We start from the raw sequence: 15,148 nt of genomic DNA, 5'->3' as shown, positions 1-15,148 counted from the left end.
GCACCCGTCCGCACTGCCTGGGGGAGCAATGACCAGTAGGTTCACCGAGTTGGTCGTCGACTGCCACGATCCGGAGCGCCTCGCGGCCTTCTGGTGCGCGGTCCTGGACTTCAAGGTGATCGACCGGAGCGAGGGCAAGGTCGAGATCGGCTCCTGGGAGCCGACCGTCGAGGAGGTCCGGGCCCGCCAGATGCCGCCCACCGTGGTGTTCATCCGGGTGCCCGAGGGCAAGACCGTGAAGAACCGGCTCCACCTCGACGTCAGCCCGATCGACCGCAGCACCGACGACGAGGTGGCCAGGCTGCTCGGCCTCGGCGCCGCCAAGGTGGACATGGGCCAGGGCCCCAGCCGGAGCTGGGTGGTCATGACCGACCCCGAGGGCAACGAGTTCGATGTCCTGCGCACCCTGGCGCCGTCCAGCTAGGCGTTGCGGGCGTCGGCCGCCGCGCGCAGCCCCAGCAGGTCCACCGAGCGCGCCCGCATCTCCACCTTCCTGATCTTCCCGGTCACCGTCAGCGGGAACTCCTCCACGACGTGCACGTACCGGGGGATCTTGTAGTGCGCCATCCGCCCCGCGCAGAACTCCTTGACCCGCTCCGCCGTCAGCGGCTCGGCGCCCTGCCGCATGACGACCCACGCCATCACCTCCTCGCCGTACCGCTCGTCCGGCACCCCGATGACCTGGACGTCGGCGATGTCCGGATGGCTGTAGAGGAACTCCTCGACCTCGCGCGGGTAGACGTTCTCACCGCCCCTGATGATCATGTCCTTGATCCGGCCGACCACGTTGACGTAGCCGTCCTCGTCCATGGTGGCCAGGTCTCCGGTACGCATCCACCGCGCCGCGTCGATGGCCTCGTCCGTCTTGCCGGGCTCGGTCCAGTAGCCGAGCATGACCGAGTAGCCGCGCGTGCACAGCTCGCCCGGCTCTCCCCTGGGCACGGTGAGCCGGGTCTCCGGATGCACGATCTTGACCTCGACGTGCGGCATCACCCGGCCCACGGTCTCCGTCCTGCGCGCCAGGTCGTCGTCGGACCTGGTCATCGTGGACACGGGCGAGGTCTCGGTCATGCCGTAGCAGATGGCGACCTCGCGCATGTTCATCTCGCCGACCACCCGCTTCATGACCTCGACCGGGCACGGGGAGCCGGCCATGATCCCGGTCCTGAGCGACGACAGGTCGAACTTCGCCGCCAGGGCCAGCTCCGCGATGAACATCGTCGGCACCCCGTACAGGGAGGTGCATCGCTCTTCCTGTACGGCGCGCAGCGTCGCCTCCGGGTCGAAGCCCGGCGACGGGATGACGATGCAGGAGCCGTGGGAGGTGGCGCCCAGGTTGCCCATGACCATGCCGAAGCAGTGGTAGAACGGCACCGGCAGGCAGACCCGGTCCTGCTCGGTGTAGTGGATCAGCTCGCCGACGAAATAGCCGTTGTTGAGGATGTTGTGGTGCGACAGCGTCGCGCCCTTGGGGAAGCCGGTGGTGCCGGAGGTGTACTGGATGTTGATCGGGTCGTCGAACGCCAGCTCCGCCATCCGGGCCGTCAGCGCGGACCGATCGGCCTGCCGCGTGGTCAGGGCGTCCCAGGCGGGGTCGTCCAGGTAGACGACGTCGGCGAAGCCGATCTCCCCGACCATCGCCCGATAGTCGCTGCCCTTGTGCGTCTGGGCGCTGATCAGCAGGCGCATGCCCGACTGCTCGACCACGTACCGCAGCTCGTGGGTGCGGTAGGCCGGGTTGACGTTGACCAGGATCGCGCCGATCTTGGCGGTGGCGTACTGGACGAGCACCCACTCCGCGCGGTTGGGCGCCCAGATGCCGACCCTGTCGCCCTTGGCGATCCCCCTGGCCAGCAGGGCCCGCGCCAGGTCGTCCACCTCGGCGTTGAGCTGTGTGTAGGTCCATCTGCGGCCGGCGGGCACGTCGACCAGGGCTTCCCTGTCGCCGAAACGGGCCGCGGTGCGTTCGAGGTTCTCGCCGATGGTCTCGCCCAGGAGGGGCGTCTGGGCGGTGGCGCTGGAGTACGACAGCATCTTCACAGTGTCAGCCGCCGTCCCGTGTGCGCACCAGACCTCTGCGGCGCGCCGCGTACCCGAGTGCCGCCAGGAGCGCGGCGCCCGCCCCGGCCGCGGCCCAGCGGCGCTGGCGGGCGACCCGCCGCTGCACCTCGGTGTACGGGGTCGAGGAGAACGAGATGAGCTCGTAGCGGGAGACGTAACCGGGCAGCACGCGCTCCAGGGCGTGCTCCACCCGCTTGCCCGCCAGGAACATCCTGGAGCCGACCCTGTCGCGCATCTCCACGAAGTTCTCCAGCGCCAGCCCGGCGATCACGTCGGTGTCCGCCCTGCGCCGCTCGAACAGCTCCAGCGCCCTGGGGAAGTCGTCGCCCACCTCGTCCAGGCAGCGGTCGAGCTCCACGCAGTCCTCGAAGCCGCAGTTCGCGCCCTGGCCGTAGAACGGGACGATGGCGTGCGCGGCGTCGCCGACCAGCCCGATCGTGGTGGCCTCGGTGGTGACGTGCCAGGGCGAGCAGCGCATCGTGACCAGATGGCCGACCGGATTGCCCTGGTAGGCGCCGACCAGATCGGGCATCAGCCCGAACGCGTCCCGGTAGTGCTCGGCGAAGTACGCCCTGATCTTCCCCGGGGTGTCCAGGGCGGCGAGGGTGTCGTGCGGCCAGAACAGGGTGCAGGTGAAGGAGCGGTCGGGGTTCGGGAGGGCGATCATCATCGAACGGCCGCGCGGCCAGATGTGCAGCGCGCCCGGGTCCATGGCGAAGCGGCCGTGCCGCGCCGGGATCGACAGCTCCTTGTAGCCGTAGTCGAGGTAGTCCTGGCTGAAGCTCACCCCGGGAAGCTGCTGGAGCCTGGCCCTGACCGCGCTGTACGCCCCGTCCGCCCCGATGATCACCTGCGCCTTGTCCGCCACGACGTCCTGAGAGCCGTCCGCCGCGAACTCGAGCCTGCCGCTGCGCTCGTCCACCGCCGTCAGCCGGCGGCCGAAGCGTACCTCCACGCCGTGCAGCGAGGTCGCCGCGTTCAGCAGCTCCCTGTTCAGCTCGGCGCGGCCGATGGAGTTGATGGCCTGCGCCCGGTCCGCGCTGTACGGCTGGAAGGTGCGGGCGCCGTCGGGCGCGTGCATCATCCGGCCCGCCATGGGCAGCGCCGCGTCCAGGACCCCGCCGTCGAGCCCGAGGCGGCGCAGGGCGTCGATGCCGCGCTCGGAGATGGCCAGGTTGATCGACCTGCCGCGGTCGGCGCCCTGCTCGCGGGGGTCCTGGCGGCGCTCGTACAGGACCACGCGGTGGCCGCGGCGGGCCAGGAAACAGGCGAGCAGGCAGCCGACCAGCCCGGCCCCGACGATCGTGATCTCCATCTCTCCTTGGTACGGCGGGCCGCCCCCGATGTCCAGCACGCGGGGTCGCCGGGGTCCACTGCGCTCCTGGCGAAAGGGGCATAACTTAGCCGGGTGCAGGTAAAGCGACTTCACCCATGGCCCACCGGTGCCGCCGAGGCCGAGGCCATCCAGGACCGGCTCCGCGGACACGTCGAGCTGACCGGCCCTGCCTCGTTCACGCTGGTGGCGGGCCTGGACGTGCACTACCACGGCGACGACGAGGTGACGGCCGCCGTGGTCGTCCTCGACGCCGGCACGCTCGAACCGGTGGAGCAGGCGGTGGCCCACGGGCGTGCGGCGTTCCCGTACGTGCCGGGGCTGTTCGCCTTCCGCGAGCTGCCCGCCCTGGTCGAGGCGCTCGAACTCCTCACGGTCACCCCCGGCCTGCTGGTCTGCGACGGGTACGGCCTGGCGCACCCGCGCGGCTTCGGCCTGGCCTGCCACCTCGGCGTCCTCACCGGCCTGCCCGCGATGGGCGTGGGCAAGACGCCGTTCGTCGGCACGCACGAGACTCCCGGGCCCGAGCGCGGCGATTGGACGCCCATCGTCCACGAGGGCGCCACGGTCGGCCGGGCCCTGCGCACGCAACCCGGCGTCAAGCCGGTGTACGTCTCCCAGGGGCACCGCATCTCCCTGGACACCGCCACCGGCCAGGCGCTGCGGCTGACCTCCCGCTACCGGCTCCCCGACCCGATCCGGCACGCCGACCACCTGGCCCGGCACCCGACGTGACCCCTCCCGCCCAGGCACCCCCGAGGCCCCGGCCCGGTCAGGCAATTCGGGTCGAGCCAGGCCCGGCGGCCGAGGCTCAGCGGCGCCAGGCCCAGACCACGAGCCAGACGCTGAGCCCGAAGAGCGTCATCCCGAGCGGGACGTGCACCGCCACCGCCCCGGAGCCCCCGAGCGCGGACTGGAGGAACCCCAGCAGCAGCACCGCCACGCTGACCAGCGCCGGCCAGCCCACGCCCCGCCCCGGCCGCCACACCAGCACGGCCACGACGACCTGCACCAGCCCGAGCACGTGCACGGCCCCGGCGCCCGTGCCGTGCAGGCTCGCGCCTCCCCCGCTCATGAGCTGCCCGGCCGTCACCGCCTGGACGAGCACGGACAGCGTGCTGAGCGCGGCGACGACCTTGAACGCGGTCAGGTACCCGCTGCCCTTGACGACCTGAGCGACCACTGGACTTCTCCTTCGGCGTCGTATGAAGGCCTCCAGGATCGTGCGGCGCCCGGTCCGTGCCATCCCCCGCCCGTCGTCATCCCTCCTACGTCCTGCGTCGTACGCCGGGGAGCACCGCCGTACACCGGACGCGTACGGGATCAGCCGGGCAGGTGCGTGCCCGAGGACGCCAGCGGCGGCAGGACGGCCTGCGCGTCGGCGCCGCCGAACCACAGGCCGATCATGAACGCCGCCGTGGCCTCCAGCAGGGTCGCCCGCGCGAGCCCGCCGCCGTCCACCGGCGTGCAGCCGAGGTCGGCGGCCAGCGTGCCCACGGTCTTCTTGGCCGCCGCGTCGTCCCCGCACAACGGCACCGCCAGCGGCCTGCCGCCGAACACCGGCGGCGTCATCCGCCACACGTCCACGTGGCACAGGTTGAACGCCTTCACCACGTGACCGCCGCTGAGGTCGCCGATCAGGTTCGCCAGGGGGCGCGTGGGATCGTACTTGTCGGGGCCGGGGGCGTTGGTGACGTCGATGACGGGCTTGCCGCGCAGCGCCGCACCCGCCTCCTTCAGGACGGGGACGATCCCGGCCGCCAGGACGGCCACCATCACGACGTCCCCGAACCCGGCCGCCTCCGCCCAGCTCCCGGCCCGCACCCCGGTCTGTGCACCGGCCTGTGCACCGGCCCGCGCACCGGCCTGGGCGGTCATGGCGGCGGCGCGGACGGCGGTCCTGGCCGCGTCCCGGCCGCTGATCATCACCTCGTGCCCGGCCCCGGCCCACTGCGTGCCCAGCGCGTCCGCCATCCCACCGGCGCCAAGGATCCCGATCCGCATGTTCGTACTCCGATTCGTGAAAGGGGTTTACTGGTGACGACGGTAGAGAGGCCGTCGCACACCAAGTGGTGCCTAACGGAGGCTCGTGTTGTTCATCGCCGACTGCCAGGCCAGGCTCGCCTTCGACCTGCTCGCCAACACCTGGAACGCGGTCACCCTCTGGGCCCTGCGCCACGGCCCGCGCCGCCCCGGGCTGCTGCGCGAGGAGATCGGCGGCATCAGCGCCAAGGTCCTCACCGAGACCCTGCGCCGCCTGGAGTTCAACGGCCTGGTGGCGCGGCACACCTACGCGGAGGCCCCGCCCCGCGTCGAGTACGAGCTGACCGATCTGGGCCGCACGCTCCTGCCCGCGATCGAGATCTTCGGCGACTGGGCCCACACCCACGCCGACGAGGTGCTGGCCGCCCAGGACCGCTGGGAGATCGCCCCCCGGGATCGCTAGGAGGTCCGCTCCCACCTGCGAAAAGAACCGAACCCATTCCCTGAACAGAGTGTTACGGATTCACTACCCTGGGTAGCTAGACGAGGGTTGTTCATTACCGTTACCCAGGAGGTTCCATGGTTCTCGCCCCTCGCCGGATCGCCGCCGCGGCGGCTCTCGCCGGCGCCGTGATCCTGATCGCCGCCCCCGCCTCGCACGCGGTGGTGGATCCGATCGGGATGGGCACCTGCCTGAGCAGCTCGGCCGCGGACGTCACCTCGCTGATCGATCCGGCCGCGCCCGGCGTGCCCGCCGAGGTCCCCGGCGTGGCCTGCCTGACACCCTGACCTGCCCGGCGGCCGGGACACCGGGGTGGGCGGCGCGGCGGGATCCGCCGCGCCGCTCCGTTCCCGGCCTCCTCATCCGACAGCGCGACGACCGTGTTCGAGCAGCAGCGATCAAGCAGCAGCAAGGAGTTCCGTTGAAGGTTCGAGTCCTGACCGCCCTCACAGCGCTCGCGCTGGCGGCCACCGCACCACCGATCACCCTCGACTACCTCGGCTCCGAGAAACCACCCATCGTCGATGTCCAGGCCTGGGTCCAGCACGTCAACATCCTGACGTCCTAGTGCAGGTCGCGCAGCTGTCCGTGGCCGGCACGCCGACGAGGTCACGGACGATGGTCGGGCGGGTCGGCTATGTCATGTTCCTCAGCCGATGGATCCAGGCGCCGCTCTATCTGGGCCTGATCGTCGCTCAGGTCGTCTACGTGTGGCGGTTCATGATGGAGCTGATCCATCTGGTCCATCTCGGGTTCGGCAGCACGCCGCCGGAGACCACCGTCATGCTGATCGTCCTCGGCCTCGTCGACGTGGTGATGATCTCCAACCTGCTCATCATGGTCATCATCGGTGGCTACGAGACGTTCGTCTCACGGCTGCGCATCGAGGGTCATCCCGACCAGCCGCAGTGGCTTTCGCACGTCAACGCGAACGTGCTCAAGGTCAAGCTGGCCATGGCGATCATCGGAATCTCGTCCATCCACCTCCTCCAGATCTTCATCAACGCATCGAGACCGGCCGTCACCGACAGAGAGCTGATATGGAAAACCCTCATCCACCTGACTTTCGTGGTCTCGGCCCTGGCCCTCGCCCTGATCGATCGGATCATGGCGGGTGGTCGCCCAAATCACGTCACCGGTCGCGGCGAGCAGTCTGCGGACATGAAACCGGAGCGGGCCGTCGCCTAGCGCCGCTCGATCGCCGGCGGGGGCCGCGGCCCCACCGGGGATGGGGCTTCTGATGCGGACGGGCCTCTCCGTCGCGGTGCTCGCGGTCATGACCGGTGTCATGACCGGTGCCGCTTGCGCCGACACGGGCAAGCAGGGCCCGTCCTCCCTCATCGGCGATGTGATCATTTTCAATGACGAGATCGTCGAGCCCGTGTCGCTGCCGGTGAGCACCTGCGGCGCCCTGCTGCCGTTGCTCAGCAAGGCGCCCAGCACCTGCAAGGACGCCTCCAGGGTGTCGGACGACGACGCGTGAGGCCGTACGAGGAGGGGGTGGCGGCGGTGCGGGGCCTCAGCCGTAGAGGCGTTCCAGCACCGCGGCCACCCCGTCCTCGTCGTTCGACAGCGTCCTGTGCTCCGTCGCCGCCAGCACCAGGTGGTGGGCGTTGGCCATGGCGTACCCGGCGCCCGCGTAGGTGAGCACGGCCAGGTCGTTGGGCATGTCACCGAACGCCACGACCTCGCCGGACGTCACCCCCCGCGCCGCGCAGAGCCGGTCGAGCGTGCCCGCCTTGGTCACCCCGGGTGCGCTGATCTCCAGCAACCCTGTGCCACCGGAGTGGGTGACCTCGGCCAGCCCCTCGATCGCCGCCACCACGGCCGTGACCATCTCGTCCGCCGTGTGCCCGGACGACAGGGCGAGCAGTTTGACGATGGGCGCGTTCTCCTCGAAGACGGAGCTCACCTCCCGGTAGGAGGCCAGGTCCTGGGCGATCCGCCTGGTGTAGGCGGCCTCGGTCAGGATGTTCCGGCCCGTCTCGACGGCCAGGCCGATGCCGGGCAGCGCCTCCGCCAGGGCCGCCGCGACCCTTCTCGCCGGGATCGGGTCCAGCGGGTGGCTCTCGACGATCTCGTCGGTGGCCAGGTCGTAGACGAGGGCGCCGTTGCTGCAGATCGCCAGGCCGGTGACGCCGGTCTGCTCGGCGATCTCGCGGACGCCGCGCGGCGCCCTGGCCGTCACGAAGACGATCTCCGCGCCGGCGGCGCGGGCCGTCTGGAGTGCTTGTCTGGTACGGGCGGTGACGGTGCCCGCCGTGGTGAGGAGGGTTCCGTCGAGGTCGGTGGCCACGATGCGCGGCGGGGGCTCAGCGTGCGGTGAGGTCACGGTGCCGATTATCCCGAGCCGGCGCGGCCGGGGATCGGGAGGGGGGCCGGCGGCCGTCCCGAGGGGGAAATGTAGGGTACGCGAGTGTCCTCCACTCCTCGTCCGGACGATCGCGTCGCCTCGGCGTTCCGGTTCGCCACGGAGCTCGTCGCCTGGGTCGCGACCCCGTGGGCGCTCGCCCCGCATTCCGTCGTCCTGGCCGTGCTGTCCGTCGTGGTGCTGATCGGGCTGCCGACCTTGTTCTCCACTCCGGGCGACAAGCGGAACGTGATCGTCGCCGTGCCCGGCCCGGTGACGATCGCGCTGGTCCTCCTGCAGATCGTGGCCGCGGTGGCGGCGGCGTGGGTGGCCTGGCACGCGGTCGTGGCGGCTGTGGTGTCGGTGCTCGCCGTGGTCACCGTGGTGCTGGAGCTGCCGCGGTGGCGCTGGCTGCTGGGACGCTAGATGCGCATCTCGGACGGGAGGCGGGTGGCCGCGTTCATGAGCTCCATGCCCACCAGCCGGCCCGAGTCCCCGTAGTCGAGCACGGCGTCCTCGGCCACGACCTGCCGTACGGCGTCGCCCGGGACCAGCTCATGCTTCATCGCGATGTAGGCGATGTCGCGCTCCTTGTCCCAGCTCACGTACACCGTCTGCGTACGCCGGCTCATCGGCGCGTCGTCCCAGCTCAGCAGCCCCGCCTTCGCCTCGTGGGAGCCCGACAGCGCCGCCCGCACCATCACCGTCGCCAGCTCGACCGCCTCCAGCGAGTCCACCCCCGTCACCTTCCGCTCGTGCTCCCACCCGTCGAGCCCGTCGATCCGGTACGGGCACGACCACTCGCCCGTCGGCTCCTCATGGGGCACGCCAAGGGTGACGACGACGTCACGCGGCGGATCGGTACGCAGCACCAGCACCCGGTGGGCGATCTCGTACATGTCTGCTGATCTACCCCCAGGGCCACTCATGGAAGACTCAGTCACGTTTAGAGATGGGGCTCCGTCTCATACCGACGGCGCAGTAGCATTCCGGCGTGGGGCCGCCTCGGGCTAGTCTGCCTTCCATCGCAAAGGGGGCCTTTCCAGATGAACGAGTCGTTCGGGACACGTCTGCAAGCCAGGATCGACAAGTGCGGACCACTCTGTGTGGGCATCGATCCGAGCCCGGCGCTGCTGACCGCCTGGGGGCTGGACGACTCCCCCGCCGGTCTGGAGCGCTTCAGCCGCACGGTCGTCGACGCCGTGAGTGACGTGGCGGCCGTGGTCAAGCCTCAGTCGGCGTTCTTCGAGCGCTGGGGCAGCCGCGGCATCGCCGTTCTGGAACGCACCATCGCGGACTTGCGCGAGGCCGGCACGCTGGTGCTGCTCGACGTCAAGCGCGGTGACATCGACAGCACCATGGCCGCCTACGCGGAGGCCTACCTCGACCGGGGCAGCCCGCTGGCGGCCGACGCCGTGACGCTGAGCCCGTATCTCGGGTTCGGGTCGCTGGAGGGGGCGATCACCTCGGCGGTGGCCAACGACGCCGGGGTGTTCGTGCTGGCGCGCACGTCCAACCCGGAGGCCGCCGCGTTGCAGCGGCTCGTCGCCGGCCAGATCATCGACGCGGCCGCCGCGGCGAACGCGGGCCACACGCCGTTCGGGCCGGTCGGACTGGTGATGGGCGCCACGCTGCCCGCGCTCGAACACTCGCTGGACGACCTCAACGGTCCCATCCTCGCTCCTGGGCTGGGCGCTCAGGGCGCCCAGCCCGCCGACGTGGCGCGGCTGTTCGGGTCCGTACGCGACGCCGTCCTGCCCTCGGTCTCCAGGGCCGTGCTGGCCGACCCCAAGCTGCTGCGCGCCCGTACGCTGCATTACCGCGACGAGTGCACCGCCTGCCTGACCTCCAGCGTCGCCGGCCAGAAGTGAGCCGCCCTCATCGGGGGGCGCGGTCGATCACGCGGTTGACGGCGGCCAGCACCGCGTGGATCGAGGCCGTCAGGACCGATGTGTCCTGGGCGGCGCCCCAGCAGGTGACGCCGCCGACCCGGGCCTCCACGTAGGCCATCGCGCGGCTGTCCTGGCCCGGCGCCATGGAGTGCTCGGCGTACTGCAGGATGTCCACGTCGAGCCCGTCGGCGGCGAGCGCCGCGGTCAGCGCGGCCAGCGGGCCGTTGCCGGTGCCGCGCAGCTCGCGCCCCGACCGCAGCGTTCCGGCGAACTCGTGCTCGCCCGGCCCGGTCTCGGCCGTGCTCCACCCGGCCGACGCGCTGGTCTCGCCCGGCGCCAGATAGGTGGCGTGGAAGAGCTCCCAGAGCTGCTCGGCCGTGATCTCCTCACCGGTGCCGTCGGTGGCCTGCTGGACGACGGAGGAGAAGTCGATCTGCAGCCGCCGGGGCAGCTCCAGGCCGTAGCGGGTGTGCAGGAGGTAGGCGACGCCGCCCTTGCCCGACTGGCTGTTGACGCGGATGACCGCCTGGTAGCCGCGGCCCACGTCGGCGGGGTCGATCGGCAGGTACGGCACGTCCCAGGGCGTCTGCTCCGGCGCGATCCCGAGTTCGGCCGCCCGCTTGGCGTGGTGGGCCAGGCCCTTGCCGATGGCGTCCTGGTGGGTGCCGGAGAAGGCGGTGTAGACGAGGTCGCCCGCGTACGGGTGGCGGTCGGGGACCGGCAGGCGGTTGCAGTGCTCCACGACGCGCCGGATCTCGTCGATGTCCGAGAGGTCCAGCATGGGATCGACGCCCTGCGAGTGCAGATTGAGCGCCAGGGTCACCAGGTCCACGTTCCCCGTGCGCTCGCCGTTGCCGAACAGGCAGCCCTCCACCCGCTGCGCCCCGGCCAGCAGGGCGAGCTCGGCGCAGGCCACGCCGGTGCCCCGGTCGTTGTGCGGGTGCACGGAGAGGATCACCGCGTCCCTGCGGTCGAGGTGGCGGTGCATGTACTCGATCTGGTCGGCGTACACGTTGGGGGTGGCGACCTCGACCGTCGCCGGCAGGTTGTGGATCACGGGGCGGTCCGGCGACGCGTCCCAGAGGGCCGTGAGGTCGTTGCAGACCTCCAGCACGTAGTCCGGCTCGGTGAGGTTGAACACCTCAGGCGAGAACTCGAACCGCACCGGCAGCCCCTCCGCCAGGCGCGCCACGTGCCCGGCGGCGTCCTTGATCAGGGCGCGCAGCTCGTTCCTGTCGTGGCCGAGCACGACGTCGCGCCAGGTGGGCGCGGTGGCGGTGTAGAGGTGCACGACCGCGCGGGGCAGGCCCTCGATCGAGGCGTACGTCCGCTCGATCAGGTCCTTCCTGGCCGCCGTGAACACCACCACGGTCACGTCCTCCGGCACCGCGCCCGGCACGGCCAGGTCGCGGACGAAGTCGAAGTCGAGCCGGCTGGAGGAGGGGTAGCCGACCTCGATCTCCTTGAAGCCCATGGCCACGAGCAGGTCGAACATGCGGCGCTTGCGTGCCGGGTCCATCGGCTCGGCCAGCGCCTGATTGCCGTCGCGCAGGTCCACGGGGACCCAGAGCGGCGCGTGGGCGATGCGGCGCGCGGGCCACTCCCTGGTGTCGCCGAGCCGTACGTCGACGCGCTCGTGGGCGGGCCGGTAGCGGTGGTACGGCATGCCGCTCGGGCGTTGCCGGTTCCAGTCGTCCATGTCTTCGTCCTTCTCGTCTCGCTGGGGAAGGACCGGCAGCACCGCTGACCACCGCGGCGGGGTGCCGGTCCGGTCAGGCCCCGCCGCGGCGGCCGAGAAGGAGACCGCGCGACATCATGGCGGCTACACTATCCACAACACAGGTCCTCAGACAACCTGAGAGGTTTGGACATGCCGCTCGGCGCCCTCCGCCCCAGCCCGCTCGTCGAGCAGGCCACCCAGCACTTGCGCGAGCAGATCACGCAGGGCGAGTGGCCGGTCGGCACCCGTCTGCCCGGGGAGAACGCACTGGCCAAGACGCTGGGCGTGGGGCGCTCGACGGTCCGCGAGGCGCTGCGGGCGCTGGCCGGGGCGGGGCTGGTGCAGGCCAGGCAGGGGTCGGGGGTGTTCGTGATCGCCACGAAACCGGCGACCGGACCGGCCGAGGACTGGCCCGCGCGGCTGCGGCGGGCCGCCATCACGGATGTGTACGAGGTGCGCATGATGGTCGAGACGCAGTCCGCCAGGCTGGCGGCGGGACGGCGTACCGACGAGGACGTGGCGGCGCTGGAGGCGGCGCTCGCCGCGCGGGCGCGGGCGGCGGAGGGGGACGACGCGGCGTTCGTGGACGCGGACATCGCCCTGCACGCGGCGGTCGTGGCGGCGGCGGGCAATCCGGTGCTCACGGACCTGTTCGCGGAGTTCGCACCGGCGTTGCGCGACGGGCTGATCGGGCTGGTGGAGCTGCTCGGGCTGCGCGGCCATGAGCGCAATCCTGGGCACGACACGCATGCCGCGCTGGTGGCGGCGATCCGGCGGGGGGATGCGGACGCGGCCTGCGGGATCTTGCAGGAGGAGCTGGAACAGACCCTCGCCCACCTGAACCGCAAACCAACCTGACCTCCGCCTCACATGGGCCGGTGTGGTCCGTCGGTGTGGCCAGTCGGCGTGGTCCGCCGGGGCGGCCAGCATGGCCGGCCGACGCGGCCAGCGGGGCCAGCCCGTGGCGTCAATCGGTGGCGTCAGCCGGTGGGGCCGGCGTCTGGGCGGATGACGTCGTCGTCCTCGTCCGGCTCCTCCTCGGGCTCCGGCTCGTCCTGCGCTTCCGGCGGGTCGGCCGGCACGGGCCTGCGGGCCTTCGGCGTGTCGGCGCCCGTCCGCTCGGCGACGACGTCGTTCTCCCCGTTGATTCCGCTCACCGCGTCGGGCAACTCGTCGGGCTGCTCGTCGGATGTATCGCTCATGGTCACCACCTGCCCCCTCAGCTCCCGCCGAACCGGTTTGCTAGCGTGCCGCGGTGGCCGCCCCCACGCTGCGCCCCACCGCCCGCGTCATCCTGGCCGATCCCGATGGCCGGGTGCTGCTGCTCCGGTTCGTGCCGCCCCATTGCTGGCCCTCCGAGCCGGCTGGCCTTGAGGGCTACGAGCAGTGGCTGCTGGGGAACCGGTGGTGGGCGGCCGATGAGCTGGCGGCGGGGCCGGGGTTTGGGTGATCTTGAAGCTGATGTGCGGTGAGCGTTCCAGATCCGGGTGGGTACGCAGGAGCTTGACCGTGTCGTCGGCGCTGACGTACCACTCCGAGCCGGTCGCCACCGGGCCGGGCCCCTTGAGGATCATGAACCTGGTGCGGCCGTCGGTGTGCTCGCTCTCGGTCAGGTTCCACAGAGCGGCCGGGCCGCGCCACTCGTACTCGGTGGGCAGCCGCGCCCCCGCCCACTCGGCGTACGCGCGGGCCTCCTCGATCGTGACGTGGGTGACGGGCTCGCCCGGCTCACCGAGCCAGGGGTGGCCAGGGGCGAATTGGGCGAACTCGCCGTTGGTGACCTCGCGCTCCGCACACCCGGCGGCCTGCCGTACGTGCCGCGTCTCGGTCCTCATGGCGTGCAGCCGGGGCGGGAGCGGCTTCCACTCGTCCACGAACGGGGCCTCGCCGTCGAACCCGCACTCCCGGACGCGATAGGTCACCTCGGCCGTCGCGGGCGCGCCTTCGAGCGGCCTGGTACGGCGGGGCGGACGGGCGGGGAACGCGACGTCGTCGCTCCATCCGGGATCCCGGGGGCGCAGGTTCGCCCGGGGCGCCGCGAGCACGGCCGCCACTCCCCTGGCCGGGACCGTACCGTGGAGCTCATCGCCCAGCTCAACCCCACGAATGGGGTCGTAGTACCGCATATCCCGATTTTTCGTGATGTTGAGTAATGGGCCGCTGTAGGGGCCGTCCGAGCGGTTCACGATCGTCCACAAGGTGACGCCGTCGCCCGACCAGCGCGAGGCGGGCAACCGGGGATCGGCCTCGTCCACGAGCGGCGTCCACTCCCCCTCCGTGAACAGCCCGGCCCAGGCCCGCTGCACCGGCAGCATCGAGCGCAGGATCGCCCGGTCCCTGGCGTTCCAGCCCACCCATGAGCCGAACACGTTCTCCCAGACGAGCACGCCGCAGCCGTTCATCCAGGCCGAGTGCAGCTCGTCGGAGTGGTCGCGATGCCAGCGCCGGGTGTGGTGCAGCATGTGACGCCGTTCGAACCACTTGGTCTTGATCACCCCGGGCCACTCCGAGTCCGCGAACCACTGCGCCCACGACATCGCGTGGCCGGCGATCCGGTCGAGGGGCACTGCGGACTCGCTCTCCAGCGCCACCCCGAGCCCGGCCAGCCAGGCGTCGCCCGCCTTCAGCGTGTCGAGGAACAGCCCGTCGGGACGCAGCCGCCGCACGACCCCGCGCAGCCCGGCCCGGTGGTCCTCCCGCCTGGTGCCGGTGTCCCACGGGTTGTAGTCGAGCAGCACGCGTACGCCGGCGGCGCGCAGGTCGCGTACCAGGTCGTCGATCCCGGGCACGTCGCGGTAGAGGTCGAACTGGTTGCGCCCGCCGATCCCGATCACCGGGTAGGCGTGCCAGAGGACGATGGCGTCGTACCCGCCGAAGTGCCGCTCACCGTGCGCGAGGAAGCGCCCAGGGGTGAACCCGCCGCCGTCCCACAGCAGCTCGTCCCAGAGCCAGGCGACGCAGACGGAGAAGCAGCCCCGGGTCCAGGCCGGGTACGCGCCACCGCCGCCGGGCAGGCGCTCGTGGGCCTGCGCGCGCCAGCGGGCGAGCGCGGCGCGCCAGGCGTCGCGATCCGCGGGGTCGTCGGGCGCGGCGAGGATCTTCGCCCGATCCAGCCCGCCGAGGTCCCGCCCGTCCAGCGGAACCACCGTCGGCAGGTCCACCTCCCTCGGCACAGGCCGCCCGTCGGCCGCGGCCATCGGCCCGACCCCACCCGAGGCACGCTCCTCCGGCGCGGCCATCGGCCGAACACGGCCAGAGACATGCTCTACCGGCGCGGTCATCCGCCGAACGCCCGCCGAGGCGGGCG

General features: G+C 71.6%; 19 protein-coding genes. 10 read left to right on the top strand and 9 right to left on the bottom strand.

Annotation, left to right across the window (positions count from 1 at the left end; translation table 11 throughout):
- Positions 1 to 28: 28 nt before the first annotated feature.
- Complete coding sequence (locus ABEA43_RS23990) at positions 29 to 424, top strand: VOC family protein (protein ID WP_345565041.1); 396 nt, start codon at positions 29 to 31, stop codon at positions 422 to 424.
- On the opposite strand, the gene ABEA43_RS23985 is transcribed toward ABEA43_RS23990, so the two are convergent.
- Entirely contained in the window at positions 421 to 2,034 is a 1,614-nt protein-coding gene (locus tag ABEA43_RS23985) for an AMP-binding protein (RefSeq protein ID WP_345565040.1), read from the bottom strand. The two genes, ABEA43_RS23990 and ABEA43_RS23985, sit on opposite strands and share 4 nt — an antisense overlap.
- Positions 2,035 to 2,044: 10 nt before the next feature.
- Positions 2,045 to 3,376 (bottom strand): FAD-dependent oxidoreductase, encoded by a 1,332-nt coding sequence (locus ABEA43_RS23980; RefSeq protein WP_345565039.1) that lies wholly within the window; start codon positions 3,374 to 3,376, stop codon positions 2,045 to 2,047.
- A gap of 93 nt (positions 3,377 to 3,469) precedes the next feature.
- On the opposite strand from ABEA43_RS23980, the gene ABEA43_RS23975 reads away from it, so the two are divergent.
- Complete coding sequence (locus ABEA43_RS23975; protein ID WP_345565038.1) at positions 3,470 to 4,129, top strand: endonuclease V; 660 nt, start codon at positions 3,470 to 3,472, stop codon at positions 4,127 to 4,129.
- A 76-nt stretch (positions 4,130 to 4,205) separates the two neighbouring features.
- Here ABEA43_RS23975 and ABEA43_RS23970 read toward each other — a convergent pair whose 3' ends face one another.
- Positions 4,206 to 4,577 carry a hypothetical protein gene (locus tag ABEA43_RS23970; protein WP_345565036.1) on the bottom strand — a complete coding sequence of 124 codons (372 nt, stop codon included), beginning with the start codon at positions 4,575 to 4,577 and terminating at the stop codon, positions 4,206 to 4,208.
- A gap of 140 nt (positions 4,578 to 4,717) precedes the next feature.
- On the bottom strand, positions 4,718 to 5,398 hold the full coding sequence (locus ABEA43_RS23965) for an NADPH-dependent F420 reductase (protein WP_345565034.1): 681 nt from the start codon (positions 5,396 to 5,398) through the stop codon (positions 4,718 to 4,720).
- Positions 5,399 to 5,483: 85 nt separating this feature from the next.
- Between ABEA43_RS23965 and ABEA43_RS23960 the strand changes: the two genes are divergently transcribed.
- From ABEA43_RS23960 to ABEA43_RS23940, 5 genes are all read left to right on the top strand, one after another.
- Entirely contained in the window at positions 5,484 to 5,840 is a 357-nt protein-coding gene (locus ABEA43_RS23960; RefSeq protein ID WP_345565032.1) for a winged helix-turn-helix transcriptional regulator, read from the top strand.
- Positions 5,841 to 5,956: 116 nt separating this feature from the next.
- Positions 5,957 to 6,166 carry a hypothetical protein gene (locus ABEA43_RS23955; RefSeq protein WP_345565030.1) on the top strand — a complete coding sequence of 70 codons (210 nt, stop codon included), beginning with the start codon at positions 5,957 to 5,959 and terminating at the stop codon, positions 6,164 to 6,166.
- A gap of 134 nt (positions 6,167 to 6,300) precedes the next feature.
- Complete coding sequence (locus ABEA43_RS23950; protein WP_345565029.1) at positions 6,301 to 6,447, top strand: hypothetical protein; 147 nt, start codon at positions 6,301 to 6,303, stop codon at positions 6,445 to 6,447.
- Positions 6,447 to 7,067: a TIGR00645 family protein gene (locus tag ABEA43_RS23945; RefSeq protein ID WP_345565028.1), complete on the top strand. Its 621-nt coding sequence runs from the start codon at positions 6,447 to 6,449 to the stop codon at positions 7,065 to 7,067. Before ABEA43_RS23950 ends, ABEA43_RS23945 begins: the two co-directional genes overlap by 1 nt.
- A gap of 52 nt (positions 7,068 to 7,119) precedes the next feature.
- Entirely contained in the window at positions 7,120 to 7,362 is a 243-nt protein-coding gene (locus ABEA43_RS23940) for a hypothetical protein (protein ID WP_345565027.1), read from the top strand.
- A gap of 36 nt (positions 7,363 to 7,398) precedes the next feature.
- On the opposite strand, the gene ABEA43_RS23935 is transcribed toward ABEA43_RS23940, so the two are convergent.
- Positions 7,399 to 8,211, bottom strand: coding sequence for a Cof-type HAD-IIB family hydrolase (locus tag ABEA43_RS23935; RefSeq protein ID WP_345565026.1), 813 nt, complete (start codon positions 8,209 to 8,211; stop codon positions 7,399 to 7,401).
- Between the two features lie 84 nt (positions 8,212 to 8,295).
- On the opposite strand from ABEA43_RS23935, the gene ABEA43_RS23930 reads away from it, so the two are divergent.
- Positions 8,296 to 8,655, top strand: a complete 360-nt coding sequence (locus ABEA43_RS23930; protein WP_345565025.1) for a hypothetical protein — start codon at positions 8,296 to 8,298, stop codon at positions 8,653 to 8,655.
- On the opposite strand, the gene ABEA43_RS23925 is transcribed toward ABEA43_RS23930, so the two are convergent.
- Positions 8,652 to 9,128, bottom strand: a complete 477-nt coding sequence (locus tag ABEA43_RS23925) for a DUF2283 domain-containing protein (protein WP_345565023.1) — start codon at positions 9,126 to 9,128, stop codon at positions 8,652 to 8,654. The genes ABEA43_RS23930 and ABEA43_RS23925 overlap by 4 nt on opposite strands.
- Positions 9,129 to 9,275: 147 nt before the next feature.
- On the opposite strand from ABEA43_RS23925, the gene pyrF reads away from it, so the two are divergent.
- On the top strand, positions 9,276 to 10,100 hold the full coding sequence (pyrF, locus tag ABEA43_RS23920; RefSeq protein WP_345565021.1) for an orotidine-5'-phosphate decarboxylase: 825 nt from the start codon (positions 9,276 to 9,278) through the stop codon (positions 10,098 to 10,100).
- 7 nt (positions 10,101 to 10,107) lie between these two features.
- Here the strand turns inward: pyrF and leuA are convergent, their stop codons facing one another.
- Positions 10,108 to 11,820 carry a 2-isopropylmalate synthase gene (leuA, locus tag ABEA43_RS23915; RefSeq protein WP_345565020.1) on the bottom strand — a complete coding sequence of 571 codons (1,713 nt, stop codon included), beginning with the start codon at positions 11,818 to 11,820 and terminating at the stop codon, positions 10,108 to 10,110.
- 171 nt (positions 11,821 to 11,991) lie between these two features.
- On the opposite strand from leuA, the gene ABEA43_RS23910 reads away from it, so the two are divergent.
- Positions 11,992 to 12,699, top strand: coding sequence for a FadR/GntR family transcriptional regulator (locus tag ABEA43_RS23910; protein WP_345565018.1), 708 nt, complete (start codon positions 11,992 to 11,994; stop codon positions 12,697 to 12,699).
- A 122-nt stretch (positions 12,700 to 12,821) separates the two neighbouring features.
- Here ABEA43_RS23910 and ABEA43_RS23905 read toward each other — a convergent pair whose 3' ends face one another.
- Together ABEA43_RS23905 and ABEA43_RS23900 are read right to left on the bottom strand one after the other, a co-directional pair.
- The gene (locus ABEA43_RS23905) at positions 12,822 to 13,043 is read right to left on the bottom strand and encodes a hypothetical protein (protein ID WP_345565017.1); all 222 of its coding nucleotides are present in this window, start codon (positions 13,041 to 13,043) and stop codon (positions 12,822 to 12,824) included.
- A gap of 87 nt (positions 13,044 to 13,130) precedes the next feature.
- Positions 13,131 to 15,080, bottom strand: a complete 1,950-nt coding sequence (locus ABEA43_RS23900; protein WP_345565015.1) for a formylglycine-generating enzyme family protein — start codon at positions 15,078 to 15,080, stop codon at positions 13,131 to 13,133.
- Between the last annotated feature and the right edge of the window lie 68 nt (positions 15,081 to 15,148).

This window comes from Nonomuraea rosea, assembly GCF_039539705.1.
Taxonomy (GTDB): Bacteria; Actinomycetota; Actinomycetes; order Streptosporangiales; family Streptosporangiaceae; genus Nonomuraea; species Nonomuraea rosea.
This window is presented reverse-complemented; position numbering and strand designations above follow the sequence as displayed.